Here is a 19,788-nt window from a genome sequence, read left to right on the forward strand (position 1 = left end):
AAGGACCGTGAGGGACCGCCCGCCCGATTTCGGCTGGCTCAGCCGCCGAGCGCTCCACTGCGACGACGGCGGCCGAGCCGGGTCGCGTGGCGAACCACTTAACCGCGGCAGCGACGTACCCGGAGACGGCAGAGGGAGCCCGACCCCCGTGTCGCCGTCACACGCGACATGAGGAAAGTCCCCCCACCGCCCGGACAGGCGACCGGATGCAAATCCGGAGTCGGAGACGGCTGGCTCTGGAACAGAAACGACACCGCCCGGCGCGACCGATGAGGCCCGCGAACCGACCCGAGAGGGGAGGGAGCTAACCGGCCGAGGGCCGACCGCCGGGACCGGATGGAACGGCGAATCCTCGCCGGTGCAAGTCCGCGCCGACGGGACGCGGCGTCCCTTCGGACGCCGCGTCCCCGATGGTAGTTCGGGCGCTGGCGCGGACGCTCAGCCGAATGTCGGGTCGAACCGAAGGGGGCTTACTCCCCTCAGCCGCACTGACTCCGCCAGCGACGGCGCCGTCGACGGCGACAGCAGCGACGCCGACCGCAGTGTCGGCCGCTGCGTCGACCGCGACCGCGACGACACCGTCGACCGCGACTGCGACGACGCCGAACGGGCGGCGTTATCCGTCTCGATAGCGCGACCGCAACGTTTTCGGGCGTGTTCAGAAAGCACACGATGAATGCGCCGCCGAGCCACCGCGCTCCTCGTCGCCCTCCTCTGTGTCACGGCGGGCTGTGTCGCCTCCTCCGCATCGCCTCGCGACGCCGGCGCCTCGCCGGCGACCGCTGTCGAGACGACGTCGCCGGCGCCCGGCGCGGCGTCCGACGCCTCTGAAGCGACGTCTGACGCCTCCGACGCGGGATCCGACGAGCGGAATCCGTGGCGCGAGGAGACGCTGACAGTCGCGGTCGTCGCCGGCGACGCCGAGCGCGCGACTGACTCCGAGTTCGCGCCGCTCGTCCGCCGCGCCGCGTCGTTCTGGGCGGCGAACGCGGAGCGATACGCCGGCTACGCCGTCGACTTCCGGGTCGCCGCGGCCGCCAACGGCTCCGGCGCGGACGACGCCGACGTGGTCGTTCGCCGCGTCGACGACGTCGAGACGTGCGGGAACGCGACGAACCCGGTCGGTTGCGCACCGACGCCGAACGGGACGGCGCCCGCCCGCCCCGCGGTCGTCGAAGTCGAATCCGGGCTGACCGAGCGCTCGACGGTCAGAGTGCTGAAACACGAGTTCGGCCACCTCCTCGGGCTGCGGCACGGCGACGCGCCGCGCGGCCTGATGCAGTCCGCCGTGGCCGTCACGACCGCGCCGCGGCGGAACGCGACCGACCGGGCGTTCCCGTGGGCGGACCGGCGGCTGACCGTCGCCGTCGACGCGGCGGACGCGTCGTCCCCGGCCGAGCGCCGCACCGTTCGCGACGAGGTCGCCGGCGCGCTCGGCTTCGTCGAGCAGTCGGCCGCGCTGCCCGCCGTCCAGTTCGACCGCGTCGACGCCGCGGCCGACGCCGACGTCGTGATTCGGGTGGCCGAGACCCCGGCCGACGGCGACGCATGCGCGTGTTTCCGGCTCCGCGGCCCGGACCCGGACCGCGACGGCGCGCCCGAGCGGTACCGTCGGCTGACCGTGACGCTGCGCGACCTCGACCCGGAGACGGCGGCGTGGCACGTCGGCAACTGGCTGTCGTACGCGCTGGGCGCCGAGTCCCCCGAAAACCGGCCCGCGCCGTTCCGCGACGACTCCGCGGAGCAGCGCCGCAGCGACGCGTGGTACGACGGGCACTGACGCCCGAACCGGCCGGCAGCGACGCCGCCGCGCCGTCAGACGAGGGTCGTGCGAACGTCTGACACAGACCCCGCGAACTAAAAAGGGAGCAGTGCCAAGGAGTGGCGTGGACACGAGAGAACTGAAAGCCGCCCTCGAACGCGAGTTCGACGGCGACGAGCCCGCCCGCCGGACAGTGGTTCGCCAGGCGCGCGACCTGGCCGACTCCGGGAAGCTCGCGGACGACCGAGGCCAGGAGCTCACGGTCGACGACGTCGTCTCGAACATGGCCGACGCCCCCGACGACAACTCCGTCGTCGAACGCTGGAACTGGTGGCTCGGCTCGCTCGAAACCGCCTACGGCGGCTACGACCGGTTTACGGTCCGGTTCGTCGACGACGGCCCCGACGTGAACGCGTGACGCGCCTCCGACCCGGTTCGTCGACGCTGCCGACGCCGCCGACGTCGTCGCCGGCGAGCGGCCGGCCCGCGGTGACGACAGAACGCTTTTGCGCGTCTCCCGCGGGAATGGACGTATGAGCCGCGGCGACATCACGGCGGTCCCGGACAGCACCGACGTCTACTGCGTCGACACCGGCATGTACGACACCGACGAGTACGGCGCCGTCTACGTCGTCGACGCGGAGCGGCCGGCGCTCGTCGACACCGGCATCGGCACGAACCACGAGGTCATCTTCGACGCGCTCGACGAACTCGGCGTGACGCCGGATGTCATCCTGCCGACGCACGTCCACCTCGACCACGCCGGCGGCGCCGGCTTCCTCGCGGAGCGCTACCCGGACGCGACGGTCATGGTGCACGAGATCGGCGCGCCCCACCTCGCCGACCCGTCCCGGCTGGTCCAAGGGACGAAGGCGGCCGTCGGGTCGCAGTGGAAGTACTACGTGGAGCCGAAGCCGGTACCGGAAGCCCGCATCGAGTCGCTCTCCGGCGGCGAAACCGTCGACCTCGGTGACCGCGACCTCGACGTCCACCACGCGCCGGGGCACGCGCCCCACCAGGTGGTCGTCCACGACCGCGGCGACGACGTCCTGTTCGCCGGCGACGCGGCCGGCATCTACGTCCCGGGGCTCGACGAGATTCGGCAGACGACGCCGCCCTCGCAGTTCGACCTCGGGCAGTGTCAGGAGGACGTCGACCTGATTCGCGACCTCGCGCCGACCGTCGTCTGCTTCGGCCACTTCGGCCCGTGGCGGTTCGACGACGACGCGCTCGCCGGCTACAAGCGGACGCTCGTCGAGTGGGTGGAGGCCGTGAAACAGCGGCGCGCCGCCGAGCGCGACGACGAGGCCGTCGTCGAGCACTTCGCGGCGCACGCGCCGGAGAAACTCATCGAGGAGTGGAGCGAGCGGAAGGCGCGCGCCGAGGAACGGCTGAACACGCGCGGCGTGCTCGGCTACCTCGACTACCGGGCGAACCAGCGGGACGCCGCCGACGAGTAGGCGACAACTCCGAGAAACGTGCCGCGGTGACGGTGTCCTTTATTACAGCAGCGCGCCACGTAGTCCCATGGATTGGCGGCAGGCCGAACGGGAGTTCGACCCCGACATCACGCGGGACTCGCTCGCGGCGACGTTCGACGCAAGCGCGCGCCGGAACGCCGACCGCGTCGCACAGCGCTACAAGGGCGGCGTCTACGACCGGTCGCTGGTGCGCGGCGGCGTCGTCGACGCGGCGCCGGACGGCGAGTTCGCGGACCTGACGTACGGCGAGATGCACGACGTCGTGCGCCGGCTCTCCGCCGGGCTTCGCGACCTCGGCGTCGCCGCCGGCGACCGCGTCGGGCTGTTCTCCGACACCCGCATGGAGTGGGCGCAGACCGACTTCGCGGTGCTCGGCGCCGGCGCGGTCACCACCACCGTCTACACGTCCTCCTCCGAGCGGCAGGTCCGGCACCTGCTCGGCGACCCCGACGCCGACGCGGTCGTCGTCGAGAACCGCGACCTGCTCGACCGCGTGTTCGCCGTCGAGGACGACCTGGACCTGGAGTTCTTCGTCGTCGTCGACGGCGACTCGCACGACCGCGACGACGTGTACACGCTCGCGGAGGTCCACGACCGCGGCCGCGACGCCGACCCCGGCGACGGCTGGGTGGTCGACCGCGACCTCGACGACCTCGCGAGCCTCATCTACACGTCCGGCACCACCGGGACGCCGAAGGGCGCCGAACTCACCCACCGGAACTTCGTCGCGAACGTCGACCAGTGCTACCGGCGGTTCGGGCCGCGGCCCGACCGCGACGGCACCGACGTCCCCGTCATCGACGCGTCGTCGACGACGCTGTCGTACCTGCCGCTCGCGCACGTCCTCGAACGGCTCGCCGGCCACTTCCTGATGTTCGCGGCGGGCGCGACCGTCGCGTACGCGGAGTCGCCCGACACGCTCCAGGAGGACTTCGGGCTGGTGCAGCCGACGACGGCGACCAGCGTCCCGCGGGTGTACGAGAAGCTGTACGGCGCCATCCGCGAGCAGGCGAGCGAGTCGCCGGTGAAAGAGCGCATCTTCAAGTGGGCGACCGCGGTCGGCCGCGAACACCACCGCGCCGACGACCCCGGCGCGTGGCTGCGCGCCCGCTACGCCGTCGCGGACCGGCTCGTGTTCTCGTCGGTGAAGGAGGCGCTCGGCGGCAACGTCGACTTCTTCATCTCCGGCGGCGGGTCGCTGTCGGCGGAGCTGTGCGAACTGTACCACGGCATGGGCATCCCGATTCTGGAGGGGTACGGACTCACCGAGACGTCGCCTGTCATCGCGGTGAATCCGCCGGAGGAGCCGAAGGTCGGCACCATCGGGCCGCCGGTCGTCGAGGTCGACGTGAAACTCGACGAGAGCGTCGCCGGCACCGTCGAGTCCGACGGCGACGTCGGCGAACTGCTCGTGAAGGGGCCGAACGTGTTCGACGGCTACTGGAAGCTCCCCGAGGAGACCGAGCAGGCGTTCACCGACGACGGCTGGTTCCGCACCGGCGACGTCGTCGAAATCCGGCCGGACGGCTACATCCGGTTCCGCGAGCGCGCGAAGCAGCTGTTCAAGCTGTCCACCGGGAAGTACGTGCCGCCGGGCGCCATCGAGGACGCGTTCGCGGCCGCCGAGTACGTCGAACAGGCCGTGGTGCTCGGCGAGGAGCGCAAGTTCGTCTCGGCGCTGCTCGTCCCGGACTTCGACGCGGTCGAGGCGTGGGCCGAGCGGAAGGGGTACGACCTGCCGGACGACCGCCGGTCGGTGTGCCGCGACGACCGCGTCCGCGACCTGATTCAGACCGAGGTGGACCGGGTGAACGAGCAGTTCGAGCCGCACGAGCAGATCAAGCAGTTCCGGCTGGTGCCCGAGGAGTTCACCGAGGAGAACGACATGCTGACGCCGACGATGAAGAAGAAGCGCCGGAACATCCTCGACCGGTACGCGGACCAGGTCGAAATCCTGTACGACCAGTGATGAATCCGGGGGCGAGAGCGCCGACCAACCACGGGCCGGCACGCGGACCGCCGCAGTAGTGGATTTTTTACCGGATGCCGCCGCAGGCTACGCCATGGAGGTGACCTGATGGCCGGCGCGGCTGGACTCATCGCACTCGTCGCTGCAATTATCGCGGTCGGCGTGATTGCACAGGTGCTCTCTGACCGGTTTCAGGTCCCGAGCATCATCTTTCTCATCACCGCCGGGATTCTGCTCGGTCCGGAGGGGGTCGGCGCGTGGGTCCCGGGGCTCGACCCGCTGGTGACGCCGGCGGCGTTCGGCGACGCCCTGCCCGCCATCGTCGGCCTGTCGGTCGCCATCATCGTCTTCGAGGGCGCGTTCCACCTCCGAGCCGACAAGCTCCGTGAGGCGCCGGCGGCGACGCTGCGGCTCGTGACGGTCGGCGCCGTCGTCGCGTTCATCGGGACGGCGCTCGCCGTGAAGTTCGCGCTCGGCGTCGACTGGCTCGTCGCCGGGCTCATCGGCGCGCTGCTCGTCGCGACCGGGCCGACCGTCATCGCGCCGATTCTGGAGGTCGTGCCGGCGCGCGACCGCGTGGAAGCCGCGCTGGAGACGGAAGGCATCGTGAACGACGTGACGGCCGCCATCCTCGCGGTCGTCATCTTCGAAGCCATCAAGACCGGGACGCGCGACCCGGTGACGCTGCTGACGCTGTTCGTCGAGCGGCTCGGCGTCGGCGTCGTCGTCGGCGGCATCGTCGCCGGCGTCGTCTACTACGCGCTGCACTACGTCGACCTGTCGCCGGGGAACGCACCGCAGAACGCCCGGCTGCTCGTGCTCGCCGGCGCGCTCGTCGCGTACGGCGCGGCGGACACGCTCAGCACGGAGGCCGGCATCGCCGCCGTCGCGACCGCCGGCGTCCTGCTCGGCAACGTCGACATCCCGTACGAGTCCGAAATCACGGACTTCAAAGGCGACATCACGCTGGTCGTGCTGTCGTTCGTGTTCATCGCGCTCGCGGCGCTGCTCCGGTTCGAGGATCTGCTCCGCGTCGGCCTCGGCGGACTCGCGGTCGTCGCCGCCGTCATGTTCGTCATCCGGCCGGCGCTGGTGATGCTGTCGACCGCCGGCGACCGGTTCACCCGGAACGAGAAGCTGTTCATCTCGTTCGTCGGGCCGCGCGGCATCATCCCGGCGTCCGTCGCGACGCTGTTCGCCGTCGAACTCGCCGACGCCGGGATGGACCAGGCGGCGAACGTCCTCGTCGGCACCGTGTTCCTCGTCATCCTCGCGACCGTCGCGCTCGAAGGCGGGTTCGCCCGCCGCATCGCGGAAGCACTCGACGTGATACCCATGCGTGTACTCATCATCGGAGGCGGGAAGGTGGGCCGTGCGCTCGCCGAACGCCTCGAAGACCGTGGAGAGAACGTGGTCCTGATCGAGACCGACGAAACAGTCGTGGAGGCGGCGCGGAACGAGGGCCACACGGTCCACATCGGTGACGGCACCGACACCGACGTCCTCCGCGCCGCCGGCGCCGAGAAGGCGAAGGTCGTGGTCGCCGCCACCGGCGACGACGACGTGAACCTGCTCGTCGCCCAGCTCGCCGACTCGAAGTTCGACCCGGAGACCATCCTGGCGCGGGTGAACAACCCCGACAACGTCGAGGCGTTCGAGGACCTCGGCGTCCGCACCGTCTCGTCGGTGCTGGCGACCGCGCAGGCCATCGACAACTACATCGAGCGGCCGGCGCTCGCGAACTGGATGGGCGAAATCGGCCGCAGCGGCGACGTCCAGGAGGTCGAAATCACCTCCGAGGAGATGGCGGGCGTCACGGTCCGCGACATCGGCCCGCAGCTCCCGAGCGGGAGTCTCATCGCGCTCGTCGACCGCGACGGCGAGGCGAACGTCCCGGACGCCGACTTCACGCTGCAGGTCGGCGACCGCATCACCATCATCGGCCACCGCGAGGGCGTCCGCGAGGCGATGCAGCGGTTCCACCCGGACTGAGCCGCGCCGCACCGCTTCGGCGACCCGGCTGCCGGCGCGTTCGCCGCCGCCGACCCGCCGGCTGCTCAGTCGCCGCGGCGCCGCAGGTACGCCGCGCCGCCGAACAGCCCCGCGACGGCGGCGCCGACGCCGAACCCGGGCGTCTCGACCGCCGCGTCGTCGGCCTCCTCGGGCACCCGGACGTCCGCCTCCCCGATTTCTTCGAGTCGAAGCTGAACCGTGCCGGCGCCGCACTGCTGCTGATTGTTGACGACGAACAGCGCGCCGGCGGAGACGTCGTCGTTGCCGCTAGCCGCGTACAGCGTCGTGTCCGCCTGCGGGTGGTCGTCGTCGACGCGGTCGACGACCGTGGCGTCGTACGCCGTGACCTCGTCGTCGGCGCCGAGGAACGGGCACGTCCCGACGTCGGCGGTGGCCGCCGCGTCGTCGACGCCGGCGACGTGGACGAACATCCCGGTGTAGTCGTCGTTGTCGAACTGCGGCGTGTCCGCCGGAATCGCGGCTTTCGTCGTCACGTCGCCGCCGGTGTCGTCCTGCGCGGCGGCGACGCCGGTCCCGGCTCCGACGCCGGCGACGAGCGCCGCGGACGCAGCGCCGGCAGCGCGGAGCACGCCGCGTCGGCTCGTCCGCGGTTGCTGCCCGGCGCCGTCGGCGGACGACTCGGCTTCGGAGTTCATCCGGTCAGCGGAACGGTCTCCGTCCATGGGCGGCACTCAGGGCCGTCCGCGTGTTATGCCGTGTGGCCGAGGCGCCGAGGCGCGGCCGACGCCTCCACGTTCGGCGTCCGCGCGCGGCTGCTGACGGAGTGACGCGTCGGATGGGGCGACGGACGGAGCGGGCGCCGTCGACGAGTCAGCCCTCGATGCGGTCCATGACCGCGTCGGAGTCGTACGCGAGCGTGAGCGAGCGCGAGCGACCGCGACCGTCGACCTCCGCGTACTCGGCTTCGATGATGCCGAGCTGGTCGAGCTTGTTGATGATCTCGGAGTAGCGGGTGTAGCCGAGGTCGGTGCGGTCGTGGAACGCCTCGTAGACGTCGCCGGCCTGCTCGCCGTCGTGTTCGGCGAGCACCTCCACCAGCGCGGTTTCGGAGTCGGAGAGCCCGCGGAGGCTCCGGGACAGGTGGACGTACTTCGACTTGTCGTACGCCTCGTCGACGTCCTCGACGGAGATGGTTCGAGACGCCCGCATCTCGGCGTTCAGGCCGGCGCGCCGCAGCAGGTCGATACCGACGCGGAGGTCGCCGGACTCGCCGGTGAGTTCGGCGACCCGGTCGAGTTCGGTGTCGCCGAGCACGCCCTCGTGGAAGCCGCGTTTGGCGCGCTCGCGGAGGATGTCGACGATCTCGTCGACGTCGTACACCGGGAAGTACACCTCCTCCGGCCGGAAGACGGACTGGACCCGCGAGTCCAGTTCGTCGATGACGTCGAGCGACAGGTCCGAGGAGACGCAGATGACGCCGATTTTGGCGCCGCTGTGCGCCTCGTGCGCCCGGAGCAGCGAGTACAGCGCGTCGGACGCCTCGTTCTCGTAGAACAGGTAGTTCACGTCGTCGAGCGCGACCGCCAGCACCTCGTCGCGTTCGACGAGCCGGTCGGTGATCTGCCCGAACAGCTTCTTGAACGAGATGCCGGAGGAGGGCGGCTCGTAGTCGAATATCTCCTCGAAGATGCGCGAGAAGACGGCGTACCGCGTCGAGTCCACCTGGCAGTTCACGCGGACGGTGCGGACGTCGGTCTGCGCGCGCAGCTCGGCGAACAGCTTCTGGACGGACGTGGTTTTCCCGGTGCCGGGCGGGCCGCGGACGATGGTGTTGAGGGGGCGAGAGCCGCGGGCGGCCGGCCGGAGCGCGTACTTCAGCGACTCCAGTTGGCTCTCGCGGTGCCGGAACGTCTCCGGGACGTAGTCGATTTCGAAGACGTGTTCGTCGCGGAACACCGACTCGTCCCACGACAGCATCCCCTCCTCGGGGTCACCGGGCATCGTACCTGAGAGGTGGCCGCCCTGACCACTTAACCGTTTGCCGACTCCGCGGTGAAAGTGAAAGTTGCCGAGTCGCCGCCCCCGACGGGGGTTCGCGTCCGTTCCAGTTTCAGTACCGGGGCGCTCCGCGCCGCCGAACTGCGCCGCCGAATCGGCGCCGAGCAGGCTGGGTCGCGACGGACGGTTCGGCGGCGCCGGACCGGCCGGGGCTGTTTCGACAGTCGACACGGATTTGGTTCGGCAGCGGACACGTCCGGTGTGCTCCCGCTGCAATCCGCCTCCACGCCCGCCCTCGGACCGCCGGTCGCGTTCTGGCTGGCGCTCTGTGTCGTCGCCGTCGTCGCCGGCGCGGTCGGCAGCGCCGTCGCCCGCCGGCTGTCGAACCCCGTCGGAAAGTACCGGCTGCTGTACCTCGGTGTCGTCTTCCCGATCGGCCTCCTCGCGTACGGACTGCTCGCCGTCCTCGACTTCGGGACCGCCGTCACCGGCGCGCTGCTCCCCGGCGTCGCCGCGCGGAGCGGACTGGTCGCCGCGCTGGCCGCCGACTTCGCGACGTGGCTCGCCGCCGCCGTCGCCGTGCTCGCGGCGTACGCGCCGACGATTCGGGGCGTCCGCGCCGTCCGCGACATCGACCTCTCGACGGCGTCCGCGGTCCGCCGTATGGCGCGCTACCTGCTCGGCGTCGCGGCGCTGCTCACCGTCCTCATCGTCCCGCTCCGCCGCGTCGTCGCCGGCGGCGCCGGACTCGTGCCGCTCGCCGTGCTGCTCGTCGGGGTCGCCGCCGTCGTCCTCGTCGCGTCGCCGTGGGTAATTACTGCGCTCCGTGACACCCGCGAGCCGACGGCCGCCGAGGCCGACCGGCTCGCTGCACTGCGCGAGCGCGCCGGACTCTCTGTCCGCGACACGGTCGTCCTGGCGGAGACGGACGCGGAGTCGGCGACCCTCGTCGTCCGCGGGCCGCCGGGCTACCGCCGACTGTTCGTCTCTGACGCGTTCCTCGACGCCTTCGACGACGACACCGCGGCTGCGCTGCTGGCGTCGAAGGCCGCGCAGGGCTCCGTGCACGTCCTCGGCCGCCGCATCGGCACCGTCGTCGCCGCCGGCGTCCTCCTCATCGCCGCGTTCGGCGGCGACGGCGGACTCTCGGTGGTTCCGCTCGCCGGCGCCGCCGCCGCGCTGCTCGTCGGCCTGTGGGCGACCCGGCGCGGGATTCGAAGCGCCGACGACGCCGCGGCCGACCGCGTCGGCGCCGCGGTCCTCGCGGACGCCTTCGAGCGGTACGCCGACGCGCACTCGCTGGTGCCGTCCCGCCGCAGCGTCCCGAATCCGCTCTCCGCGAACGTCCCGCTCGGCGACCGCATCGACCGGCTCCGCGACCGCGCAGCCGACGGCGACGGCGGTGGCAACGGTGACGGCAGTGGGGACGACGGGGGCGACGTAAGCCACGGCGGTGACGCGTAGCCCCGCAGACGACCGGCCGGCTCCCGCTCGGCCTTCGACGGATTGAGTAGCCGCGCCGGCACATTCCGACGCATGAGTACGCTCGCGGTCGTCGACGGACAGGTCCTCCTGCCCGACCACTCGGTCGTGGCGGCGGACGTGCTGGTCGACGGCGACACCGGGACGATTCGCGCCGTCGAGCCGGACCTCGCGGCGGACGCCGACGAGACGCTGGACGCCGACGGCGGCCTCGTGATTCCGGGGCTCGTGAACGCGCACTGCCACGCCGCGATGACGCTGCTGCGCGGCTACGCCGACGACAAGCCGCTCGACGCGTGGCTGCAGGAGGACGTCTGGCCGGTCGAGGGCGCGCTGACCCCCGAGGACGTCCGCGCCGGCACCGAACTCGGCCTCGTCGAACTGATTCGGTCGGGCGTCACCGCCTTCGCCGACATGTACTTCCACGTGGGCGAGGTCGCCGCGGCGGTCGAGCAGGCCGGAATCCGGTGCCGGCTCGGCCACGGCGTCGTCACGGTCGGGAAGGACGACGACGCGGCGTGGGCGGACCTCGACGAGTCGTTCGCGGTCGCAGAGCGGCTGGACGGCGCCGCCGACGGCCGCGTCCGGACGGCGGTGATGCCGCACTCGCTCACCACGGTCGGCGAGGCGTTCCTGCGCGACGCCGCCGACCGCGCCGCCGACGCCGACGTCCCGATTCACTTCCACCTGAACGAGACGCGCGACGAGGTCGCCCCGATCGTCGAGGAGCGCGGCACTCGGCCGGCGGCGTACGCCGACGACGTCGGGCTACTCGGCGGCGACACGTGGGTCGCCCACGGCGTCCACAGCGACGACGCCGAACTCGACCTGCTCGCCGAGCGCGGCACCGCCGTCGTCCACTGCCCGGCGTCGAACATGAAACTCGCCTCCGGGATGGCGCCGGTGCAGGCGATGCTGGACGCCGGCGTCCCGGTCGCGCTCGGCACCGACGGCGCCGCCTCCAACAACGACCTTGACCTGTTCGACGAGATGCGCGACGCCGCGATGGTCGGGAAGCTCGCCGCGGACGACGCCGCCGCGGTCGACGCCGACGCCGTCGTCGAGATGGCGACCGAAGGCGGCGCCGCCGCGCTCGGCGTCGACGCCGGCCGCATCGAGGCGGGCGCCGCCGCCGACCTCGCCGTCGTCGACCTCGACGCGCCGCACCTCACGCCCCAGCACGACCTCGTCTCCCACCTCGTGTACGCCGCCCGCGGCAGCGACGTCCGCCACACGGTCTGTGACGGCGACGTCGTGATGCGCGACCGCGACGTGCTCGGGTTCGACGAGGCCGCCGTCCGCGACCGCGCCGCCGACGCCGCCGCCGCAGCGGTCGACCGCGCACAGAACTGACGCCGGCGCCGGCGACGACCGCCGTTCCGCTGCACCGACGACCGCCGCTCCGCTGCAGCGACGACGATTCTTCTGCCGCCGGCGACGACGCCTATTCTACCGCCGCAGCGACGACGACCACACCGCCGCCGGCGCCGACACTCGCCCGCCACGGGTGGGACTGGAAGGGGCCGAGCCGTCGGCGAGCGAGACCCGGCAAGCACCGCAGCGCGACCGCAGGGAGCGCGAGGCGCGCAGCGCGGTCGCAGCCGTCGACGGCTCGGGGGCTTCCGCGGTCGAGGTCACCGCGGCTGTGCCGGAGCGGTTTCGGAGCGGTCCCGGAGCGGTCGACGTCCGCGGCCCGGGCGGCCGCGTCAACGCTGCGGAACCCAGTTCCGTCAGGCACCCAGTGGTGCCCCACGCTCCATCCGCGCCGCCGGCTTCGTCGGGGTTAAGACGGCGACTCCCGAACCGGACTCCATATGAGTGAGCCGTATCCGCCCGTGACGGAGCACCTAGACGACCCGGAGTCGGCCGTCGAGGAGGGGCGTCGGAAGATGGACTGGGCGCTTCAGCACATGCCGATTCTCTCCGAACTCCGCGAGGAGTTCGCGGAGTCGCAGCCGTTCGCCGGCGAGGTCGTCGGGATGGCGATGCACGTCGAAGCGAAGACCGCGAACCTCGTGGAGCTGCTGGCGCTCGGCGGCGCCGAGGTCGCCATCACCGGCTGTAACCCGCTGTCGACGCACGACGACGTGTCGGCGGCGCTGGACGCGAACGACGCCATCACGTCGTACGCCGTCCACGACGTCGACGACGAGGGGTACTACGCCGCCATCGAGGCCGTCATCGACCACGAGCCGACCGTGACCGTCGACGACGGCATGGACATGGTCGCCGCGATTCACGAGGACCACCCGGAGCTCATCGACTCCATCGTCGGCGGCTGCGAGGAGACGACGACCGGCGTCCACCGGCTCCGCGCGATGGACGCCGACGGCGCGCTCGACTACCCGGTGTTCGCGGTGAACGACACGCCGATGAAGCGGCTGTTCGACAACGTCCACGGCACCGGCGAGGCGAGCCTCGCCACCATCGCGATGACGACGAACCTGTCGTTCGCCGGGAAGGACGTCGTCGTCGCCGGCTACGGCTACTGCGGGCAGGGCGTCGCGAAGAAGGCGGCCGGCCAGAACGCGAACGTCATCGTCACGGAGGTCGAGCCGCGGAAGGCGCTCGAAGCCCACATGGAGGGGTACGACGTGATGCCGATGCGGGAGGCCGCCGAGGTCGGCGACGTGTTCATCACGACGACCGGGAACCGCGACGTCATCACCCGCGAGCACTTCGAACTGATGAACGACGGCGTGCTGCTCGCGAACGCCGGCCACTTCGACGTCGAAATCAACCTCGAACAGCTCGACGCGATGGCCGCCGACCGCTACGAGGCCCGCGACGGCGTCGAGGCGTACGAGCTGGACGACGGCCGCCGCCTGAACGTCCTCGCGGAGGGCCGGCTCGTCAACCTCGCGGCGCCCATCGCGCTCGGCCACCCGGTCGAAGTGATGGACCAGAGCTTCGGCGTGCAGGCCGTCTGCGTCCGCGAACTCGTCGAGAACGGCGAGACGTACGACGCCGGCGTCCACGACGTCCCGGACCGGCTCGACCGCGAAGTCGCCGAAATCAAGCTCGCCGCCGACGGCGTCGAGTACGACGCGCTCAGCGACGAACAGCGCGAATACATGGGCTCCTGGCAGCACGGCACTTGACACCCTCCGCGCGCTGAAGCGCGAGGATTCCAACGCGGGACAGCGGGTCCGTCCCAGGTCCCCGCTGGCAACGTCTCGCCTGCCGAACGGGGTCCGGCGAGGCGATACGGGGTTCGTGCGCGATACGTCGGCCCCGCGAGGGGTGTGGCGTGTTCGGCGTCCTCAGAAATTTTCGATTTCTGATGGGCTGCACAAGACCTTCGGTCTTGTGAACGTCCGAACGGACGCGGTATCCGCTTGCACCGTGCACCCCGTTCGTCTCGGAGAGACGGCGGGGTGCCCCCGGTCGCGGATTTCCCCGCGTCCGGGCACGGGCCGTGCCATCGGCCTGCCTGCCCTTCATGCCACGATGGGCAGGCACAATCGGGCGAGGGTCGCTTTTTTGCCTGCCGTGTCGCCACGGCCTCGGAGACGCCCTCTCGGGAACGGTGTGGTGGCCTTCGTCGTCCGGGCGGACCCCAATCCAACCGCCAATTTTGCCCGTTGTGCTTGCCTCGGATACCCTGTCAGGGGGCTTAATTCCGGCGGTTATGGCGGAGTTGTCGGATTCATCCCCGCCGTGAACGGCGGGGCTTTCTCCTCGTACTTCCGTAAGCCGCGAATCCGGCGGTCGCCCGTCCAGCCGTCCGTCCGACACTTCTACTACGAACCAGTCTGAATCCGCCGGCTATGAGCGCACTCCTGACCGACCGACTTCGCTGGCGCTCCGCCGGAGTCGTCGCCGCCGGCGTCGCTGCGGGCGCCGTCACCGCCTCGCTCACCGACAGCGCCGTCCCGCCGGCGCTGGTCATGGCCGCGACGTTCGCGGCGATGCTGCTCGCGGACCGGAACTGAGTCGTCGCAGAGAAACGGAACGCCGTCGTCGTCGCCGCCAGCGTCGCCGTCAGCGTCGTCGACACCGACGGACGGGCAGCCGTAGGGGAGCGAGTCGCCGGTCTCAGTCGCCGAACGGCCCCATGCCGCCGAGGCCGCCGCCGCCACCGCCGCCCTGCTGTTGCATCTTCTTCATCATCCGCTGCATGTCGCCGTCGCCCATCCCCTGGAACTGCTCCATGGTGCGTTTCATCATCTGGAACTGCTCGAGGAGTTCGTCGAGCCGCTCCTCGTCGACGCCGGCGCCGCGGGCGATGCGCCGTTTCCGCTCGGCGCCGATGACGCTCGGGTCGCGGAGCTCGTCGTCCGTCATGGAGTCCATCAGGATTTCGAAGCGCCGCATCCGGTCCTGTGTCACGTCCATGGCGTCGTCCGGGAGCTGGTCCATCAGGCCGCCGCCGAGCCCCGGAATCATGTCCATCACCTGGTCGAGCGGCCCCATCTTGTCCATGGCGCGCATCTGGTTCCGCATGTCCTCCAGCGTGAACTCGCCCTCCATCATGTCCTCGGGGTCCCAGTCCTCCTCGTCTTGGGTCTCCTCCATGGCGCGCTCGACGCGCTCGGAGAGCTGTTTCAGGTCGCCCATCCCGAGCAGCCGCGAGATGAAGCCGTCCGGCTCGAACCGCTCGATGTCCTGCACCGTCTCGCCGGTGCCGAGGAACGCGATGGACGAATCCGTCTCGTTCACCGCCGTCAGCGCCCCGCCGCCCTTCGCGGTGCCGTCGAGCTTCGTGATGACGACGCCGTCGATGCCGATGGCGGTCTCGAACTCCTGCGCCTGGTCTTTCGCGCCCTGGCCGATGGCGGCGTCGAGCACGAGCAGCGACCGGTCCGGCTCCACGACGTCGTCGATGTCCTCGATTTCGGCGATGAGGTCGTCTTCGAGCGCGTGCCGCCCCGCCGTGTCGACGATGCGGACGTCGGCGTCCTCCGTCGCTTCGAGGCCGTCGCGGGCGATCTGGACCGGGTCGTCGCAGTCCGGGTCGCCGTAGAAGTCGACCTCGGCGCGCTCGCACATCTGCTTCGCCTGGTCGTACGCGCCCGGCCGGAACGTGTCCGTCTGGATGACGGCTGCGCGCAGCCCCTTCTTCGAGAACCACCACGCCATCTTCGCGGCGGACGTCGTCTTCCCGGAGCCCTGCAGCCCGGCGAGCATGATGGTCTGCTCCTCCAGCGGCAGCTCCGTGGAGTCGCCGATGAGGTCGACCATCTCCTCGTAGACGATTTTCAGGATCTGGTCGCGCGCAGTCGTCCCGGCGGCCGGCTCCTCTTCGAGCGCCCGCGTCTCGATGCTGTCCGACAGCTCCATGACGAGTGAGACGTCGACGTCGGCGGAGAGCAAGGAGCGCTGAATCTCCTTGACGACCTCCTCGACGTCCTCCTCGTCGATTCGGGACTTCCCGCGGAGCGTGTCCATCGTGCCCCGCAGCGAACTCCCGAGGTCGTCGAGTACCATTTGCCGACCGTACGCGCTCGCCGCGGTAAAGGCTTTGTTCGTCGCGTCCGCCTGTCCCCCGCCATCCGTTCGCCCCGTCCGCCGGCTCGCCCCGTCCGCACCCACGTGTGTCGGAGCGGTCGGCGGCGGCGACGCCGACCCGTCGCGGTTCAGACCAGGAACGCGGAGACGGCGACGGCGATGAACACGACCTTGAGCGCCGTGTTGACGGCGACGACCTTCGAGCCGAACTCGGGGCCCCAGATGCCGTACTGGAACGGGATGGAGCGCTTGAACGTCGACACCGCGAACGAGACGATGCCGCCGATGAGCATCGTCGCGACGGCCTGCTTCGGCGTGAGCGCGTCGCCGACGAGCGGCGCGACCGTCGCGGCGCCGGCGGTGGTGTCGAACGCGAACACGACGATGACCGGGAGCGCGGCGGCGGGCAGCCCCGCGACTTCGGCGAGCGGCCCCGCGGCGGCCGACAGCGCCCGCAGGTCCACGTTCGCGACGAGCAGCGTCACCAGCGTGTAGACGACCGCGAGCCGCGGCACGATGCGCGTCAGCTTCCCCCACGTCGACGCCGCGGCGTCGCGGACGCGCTCCCGCGTCGTCTCCGGGCCGTCCGCGCCCGCTTCGACGTCGCCGTCTGCCGCGTCGTCGGCTCCCGAACCGGCCGCCGAGTCGTCGGCTGCTGCCGCGTCGTCGCCCGCTGCGTCGCCGTCGGCGGCGTGCTCCGGTGAGAGCAGCACCGCGCCGGCGACGACGCCGGTGAGCGTGATGGCGAGCGCGATGGCGGCGCGGGCGCCGACGTACATGACGCCGACGCGCGCGCCGAGAATCGGGATGAGCACCGGGACGTAGTAGGTGAAGACGTGCTGGACGAACCCGAAGAACGTGTTGATGGTGACGGCGACGAGCGTCGCCGCGTCCGACAGCCGGCCGTCCTCGCGGAACTCCGCGAGCATCCCGTAGCCGGCCGTCGTCGACGCCGCGGTCGTCAGAATCGCGGTGCCGACCTCGTCCGGCAGGTTCGCCGGGCCCGTGAGGTAGCGCGACAGCACCGCGACGCGCTCGACGACGCCGAACGACACCGCGAGGTTCGCGAGGAACACGCCGACGGCGATGAACACCGCGATGCGGGCGACGCGCTCCAGCGCGTCCGCGACGACCGGCACCAGGTCGACGGCGATAGCAGCGACGTCCACGAGTAGTGGTTGGCCCGTCGGATTAAGGCGGTTTCGCGTCGCGGACGCGGCGCGGAGCGGCAACGGTTATCATCTGTGAGAGAATCGACTCGTGAACTTATTAGCGGTGTGTCACACCCGGAGAGCATGACCGCCAACTACTGCTCCTCGTGCGGTGAACAACTCCGCGGCGGTGAAACGTTCTGTCCGGGATGCGGCGTCGACCTCGGTGCTCCAGCCTCAGCGCCGGATTCTGTCCAGGTTGAGCAGGGAAACGCCCCAAACCAGAACGGCCGCTCACCGGTCGCGTACGGGATGTCGCTCGCGATGCTCGTCGGAGCTGGGCTGTTCTACATGGACGGCGTGAAATTCATGAACAGTGCGGCGCGGTACCAGCTCGATCTGTTTCACGCGCTCGGAATCCCGGTGTTCGTCACCGGTCTCGCGTCTATCGTCCTGATCTACGGCCACCTCTACCAGAAAATGTGGGGATGGCGGCTCACGTACTTCCTGTACGGCGGCTACCTGCCGCTCCGGGTCGGAACGATACTCTACGCTGGCTGGTTCGGTGCGCGGAGCGTCTACACGATTCCGGCGATGCTGCTGTCGCTGGTGGTCGTCATCGGCCTCAACGAGTATCGGGACGTGTACGCGTAACGGTCAGGAGTCGGCGTCGCCTTTATCGCGGTCGGGTCGAATCGCGGAGGTATGCGTTCGGGCCGCACCGAGACGACGCGGCTGCACCGGGTGGTGCGGCCGGCGCTGTCGGGGCTCACGGTCGGCGCCGTGGCGCCGCCAGCCGCGCTGTTCGCCGCCGCGCTCGCGGCGGGGCCGGCCGTCGCGGTCCGCGTCGGCGTCGCCGCCGCGGCCGGGGTCGCGCTGCACGCCGCCTTCAGGGCCGCGTACGTCGACGACGGCGCGCTCCGCTCGGGCGACGACCCGATCCGCGACGCCGCGCTCGGCGGCGGCGGTGCGTTCGTCGCCGGCGCGCTCCCGGTGGCCCCGTTCGTCCACCCGGACACGACCGTCGCGTTCGTCGGGGCGCTGCTGCTGGTCGCGGCCGTCCTCGGCGCCGTGACGTGGCTCCGGGTGCGGTACGCCGACGCGGACGCGCTCGAAGCCGCCGTCCGGGTCGCGCTCGGCGGCGCCGTCGCCGTCGCGGTCGGCGCCGTCGTCGGCGGACTCTGAACCGAGGCCGTCGCCGGCGGGTCCGAGCCGAGCCCCGGGGTCGCCGCTGCGGCGCCGTCTGGAGCGTCGCTGCGCCGGCTGCGGCACATCGGCCGCGTCGCCGGCGGATGGACAAGAATTTATGTCGCGGTGGCGAACCTGAGGGATACCATGACTAAGAAATCCAAGGCGAAGAAGAAGCGCCTGGCGAAGCTGGAGCGGCAGAACAGCCGCGTCCCGGCCTGGGTGATGATGAAGACCGACATGGAAGTCACGCAGAACCCGAAGCGCCGCCACTGGCGCCGGAGCAACACGGACGAGTAAATGAGCGCAAACGACTTCGAAGAGCGGGTCGTCACCGTCCCGCTCCGCGACGCGAAGCAGGCGCCGAAGCAGGAGCGCGGCGACCGCGCGATGGCGCTCATCCGCGAGCACCTCGCCACGCACTTCTCCGTCGACGAGGACGAGGTGCGGCTGGACCCGGCGGTCAACGAGACCGTCTGGGAGCGCGGGCGGTCGAACCCGCCGAGCAAGGTCCGACTGCGCGCCGCGCGCTTCGACGAGGACGGCGAGGTCGTCGTCGAAGCAGAGCCGGCGTAACGTCTAAACTGTGCTCCGGGCTTCTTTCGGCGGGTCGTCGTACGTCGGCGTCTACGCACACGTCTCCAGTGACTGCCTCGTCGTCCGCCCCGACGCCGAGGACGACCTCGTCGAGTCGCTCGGCGAGGAGCTCGGCGTCGACCCCGTCGAGACCACGGTCGCCGGCTCGGGAACCGTCGGGGCGCTCACCGTCGGCAACGAGAACGGCGTCGTCGTCTCCCGGCAGGCGACCGACCGCGAACTGGACGCCATCCGCGAGGCGACCGGCTGCGACGTCGCGCGGCTCCCCGGGAAACTGAACGCCGCCGGCAACGTCGTGCTCGCGAACGACTACGGCGCCTGGGTCCACCCGGACATGGCGGACGGCGCCGTCGACGTCGTCGCCGACACCCTCGACGTCCCGGTTGAGCGCGGGTCGCTCGGCGACGTCAACACGGTCGGCACCGCCGCCGTCGCGAACAACACGGGCGTGCTGTGTCACCCGCAGAGCCGCGAGGCCGAACTCGAGGCGCTCGAAGACCACCTCGACGTGTACGCCGACCTCGGCACCGTGAACTACGGCGCGCCGCTCGTCGGCTCCGGGCTGCTCGCGAACGACGACGGCTACGTCGTCGGCGAGGACACCACCGGGCCGGAACTCGGCCGCATCGAGGACACCCTCGGCTTCCTCGACTGACCGGCGCCCGCTTTTCCGCCGCGCCCGCTCTGATAGCCGAGTCGGAAGGTACTTCCCGCTTCCACGTCCAGTTCGGGCAC

The 19,788-nt window shown here is 71.1% G+C and carries 18 protein-coding genes and 1 other RNA gene; 15 read left to right on the forward strand and 4 right to left on the reverse strand.

Annotated features, from left to right (window positions below; genetic code table 11):
* The first annotated feature begins 127 nt into the window (after nt 1-127).
* The 6 genes from rnpB to ACQUS7_RS05840 all read left to right on the forward strand — a co-directional run bounded on the left by rnpB (nt 128) and on the right by ACQUS7_RS05840 (nt 7,204).
* An RNA gene (gene rnpB / locus ACQUS7_RS05815) (RNase P RNA component) lies at nt 128-485 on the forward strand.
* Between the two features lie 191 nt (nt 486-676).
* Nucleotides 677-1,780, forward strand: a complete 1,104-nt coding sequence (locus ACQUS7_RS05820; RefSeq protein WP_435145516.1) for a matrixin family metalloprotease — start codon at nt 677-679, stop codon at nt 1,778-1,780.
* A gap of 106 nt (nt 1,781-1,886) precedes the next feature.
* Nucleotides 1,887-2,180, forward strand: coding sequence for a hypothetical protein (locus ACQUS7_RS05825; protein ID WP_435123939.1), 294 nt, complete (start codon nt 1,887-1,889; stop codon nt 2,178-2,180).
* Between the two features lie 115 nt (nt 2,181-2,295).
* Nucleotides 2,296-3,222 (forward strand): MBL fold metallo-hydrolase, encoded by a 927-nt coding sequence (locus tag ACQUS7_RS05830; RefSeq protein ID WP_435145519.1) that lies wholly within the window; start codon nt 2,296-2,298, stop codon nt 3,220-3,222.
* Nucleotides 3,223-3,289: 67 nt separating this feature from the next.
* Nucleotides 3,290-5,212 (forward strand): AMP-dependent synthetase/ligase, encoded by a 1,923-nt coding sequence (locus ACQUS7_RS05835; protein ID WP_435123943.1) that lies wholly within the window; start codon nt 3,290-3,292, stop codon nt 5,210-5,212.
* Nucleotides 5,213-5,320: 108 nt separating this feature from the next.
* Complete coding sequence (locus tag ACQUS7_RS05840; RefSeq protein ID WP_435123945.1) at nt 5,321-7,204, forward strand: cation:proton antiporter domain-containing protein; 1,884 nt, start codon at nt 5,321-5,323, stop codon at nt 7,202-7,204.
* Between the two features lie 65 nt (nt 7,205-7,269).
* Here ACQUS7_RS05840 and ACQUS7_RS05845 read toward each other — a convergent pair whose 3' ends face one another.
* Both ACQUS7_RS05845 and ACQUS7_RS05850 read right to left on the reverse strand, forming a co-directional pair.
* A complete protein-coding gene (locus tag ACQUS7_RS05845; RefSeq protein WP_435145524.1) occupies nt 7,270-7,908 on the reverse strand; it encodes a hypothetical protein in 639 nt (212 codons plus the stop codon).
* A gap of 148 nt (nt 7,909-8,056) precedes the next feature.
* Entirely contained in the window at nt 8,057-9,187 is a 1,131-nt protein-coding gene (locus ACQUS7_RS05850; RefSeq protein WP_435123948.1) for an ORC1-type DNA replication protein, read from the reverse strand.
* Nucleotides 9,188-9,445: 258 nt separating this feature from the next.
* Between ACQUS7_RS05850 and ACQUS7_RS05855 the strand changes: the two genes are divergently transcribed.
* From ACQUS7_RS05855 to ACQUS7_RS05870, 4 genes are all read left to right on the forward strand, one after another.
* Complete coding sequence (locus ACQUS7_RS05855; RefSeq protein WP_435145527.1) at nt 9,446-10,648, forward strand: peptidase; 1,203 nt, start codon at nt 9,446-9,448, stop codon at nt 10,646-10,648.
* Between the two features lie 72 nt (nt 10,649-10,720).
* A complete protein-coding gene (locus ACQUS7_RS05860; protein WP_435145529.1) occupies nt 10,721-12,019 on the forward strand; it encodes an amidohydrolase in 1,299 nt (432 codons plus the stop codon).
* Nucleotides 12,020-12,480: 461 nt separating this feature from the next.
* On the forward strand, nt 12,481-13,767 hold the full coding sequence (locus ACQUS7_RS05865) for an adenosylhomocysteinase (RefSeq protein ID WP_435145532.1): 1,287 nt from the start codon (nt 12,481-12,483) through the stop codon (nt 13,765-13,767).
* Between the two features lie 669 nt (nt 13,768-14,436).
* On the forward strand, nt 14,437-14,601 hold the full coding sequence (locus ACQUS7_RS05870) for a hypothetical protein (RefSeq protein ID WP_435145535.1): 165 nt from the start codon (nt 14,437-14,439) through the stop codon (nt 14,599-14,601).
* Between the two features lie 103 nt (nt 14,602-14,704).
* Here the strand turns inward: ACQUS7_RS05870 and ACQUS7_RS05875 are convergent, their stop codons facing one another.
* Together ACQUS7_RS05875 and ACQUS7_RS05880 are read right to left on the reverse strand one after the other, a co-directional pair.
* The gene (locus ACQUS7_RS05875; protein ID WP_435145537.1) at nt 14,705-16,096 is read right to left on the reverse strand and encodes a signal recognition particle protein Srp54; all 1,392 of its coding nucleotides are present in this window, start codon (nt 16,094-16,096) and stop codon (nt 14,705-14,707) included.
* 149 nt (nt 16,097-16,245) lie between these two features.
* The gene (locus ACQUS7_RS05880; protein ID WP_435145540.1) at nt 16,246-17,286 is read right to left on the reverse strand and encodes a nucleoside recognition protein; all 1,041 of its coding nucleotides are present in this window, start codon (nt 17,284-17,286) and stop codon (nt 16,246-16,248) included.
* Nucleotides 17,287-17,412: 126 nt separating this feature from the next.
* On the opposite strand from ACQUS7_RS05880, the gene ACQUS7_RS05885 reads away from it, so the two are divergent.
* From ACQUS7_RS05885 to ACQUS7_RS05905, 5 genes are all read left to right on the forward strand, one after another.
* Nucleotides 17,413-17,922 carry a zinc-ribbon domain-containing protein gene (locus tag ACQUS7_RS05885; RefSeq protein ID WP_435123959.1) on the forward strand — a complete coding sequence of 170 codons (510 nt, stop codon included), beginning with the start codon at nt 17,413-17,415 and terminating at the stop codon, nt 17,920-17,922.
* Between the two features lie 51 nt (nt 17,923-17,973).
* Complete coding sequence (locus ACQUS7_RS05890) at nt 17,974-18,453, forward strand: VIT1/CCC1 transporter family protein (RefSeq protein ID WP_435123961.1); 480 nt, start codon at nt 17,974-17,976, stop codon at nt 18,451-18,453.
* A 150-nt stretch (nt 18,454-18,603) separates the two neighbouring features.
* Complete coding sequence (locus tag ACQUS7_RS05895) at nt 18,604-18,756, forward strand: 50S ribosomal protein L39e (protein WP_435123963.1); 153 nt, start codon at nt 18,604-18,606, stop codon at nt 18,754-18,756.
* Entirely contained in the window at nt 18,757-19,032 is a 276-nt protein-coding gene (locus ACQUS7_RS05900) for a 50S ribosomal protein L31e (protein ID WP_435123965.1), read from the forward strand. It abuts the gene before it with no gap.
* 10 nt (nt 19,033-19,042) lie between these two features.
* The gene (locus tag ACQUS7_RS05905; protein WP_435145545.1) at nt 19,043-19,708 is read left to right on the forward strand and encodes a translation initiation factor IF-6; all 666 of its coding nucleotides are present in this window, start codon (nt 19,043-19,045) and stop codon (nt 19,706-19,708) included.
* The last annotated feature ends 80 nt before the right edge of the window (nt 19,709-19,788 follow it).

Source organism: Halobaculum sp. P14, assembly GCF_051195155.1.
GTDB lineage: Archaea > Halobacteriota > Halobacteria > Halobacteriales > Haloferacaceae > JBNTKA01.

Coding starts and splice junctions, on each gene's coding strand:
- ACQUS7_RS05875 (WP_435145537.1), bottom strand. CDS start 16,096: ATGGTACTCGACGACCTCGGGAGTTCGCTGCGGGGCACGATGGACACG.
- ACQUS7_RS05835 (WP_435123943.1), top strand. CDS start 3,290: ATGGATTGGCGGCAGGCCGAACGGGAGTTCGACCCCGACATCACGCGG.
- ACQUS7_RS05860 (WP_435145529.1), top strand. CDS start 10,721: ATGAGTACGCTCGCGGTCGTCGACGGACAGGTCCTCCTGCCCGACCAC.
- ACQUS7_RS05830 (WP_435145519.1), top strand. CDS start 2,296: ATGAGCCGCGGCGACATCACGGCGGTCCCGGACAGCACCGACGTCTAC.
- ACQUS7_RS05870 (WP_435145535.1), top strand. CDS start 14,437: ATGAGCGCACTCCTGACCGACCGACTTCGCTGGCGCTCCGCCGGAGTC.
- ACQUS7_RS05890 (WP_435123961.1), top strand. CDS start 17,974: ATGCGTTCGGGCCGCACCGAGACGACGCGGCTGCACCGGGTGGTGCGG.
- ACQUS7_RS05900 (WP_435123965.1), top strand. CDS start 18,757: ATGAGCGCAAACGACTTCGAAGAGCGGGTCGTCACCGTCCCGCTCCGC.
- ACQUS7_RS05895 (WP_435123963.1), top strand. CDS start 18,604: ATGACTAAGAAATCCAAGGCGAAGAAGAAGCGCCTGGCGAAGCTGGAG.
- ACQUS7_RS05845 (WP_435145524.1), bottom strand. CDS start 7,908: ATGGACGGAGACCGTTCCGCTGACCGGATGAACTCCGAAGCCGAGTCG.
- ACQUS7_RS05850 (WP_435123948.1), bottom strand. CDS start 9,187: ATGCCCGGTGACCCCGAGGAGGGGATGCTGTCGTGGGACGAGTCGGTG.
- ACQUS7_RS05865 (WP_435145532.1), top strand. CDS start 12,481: ATGAGTGAGCCGTATCCGCCCGTGACGGAGCACCTAGACGACCCGGAG.
- ACQUS7_RS05840 (WP_435123945.1), top strand. CDS start 5,321: ATGGCCGGCGCGGCTGGACTCATCGCACTCGTCGCTGCAATTATCGCG.
- ACQUS7_RS05820 (WP_435145516.1), top strand. CDS start 677: ATGCGCCGCCGAGCCACCGCGCTCCTCGTCGCCCTCCTCTGTGTCACG.
- ACQUS7_RS05885 (WP_435123959.1), top strand. CDS start 17,413: ATGACCGCCAACTACTGCTCCTCGTGCGGTGAACAACTCCGCGGCGGT.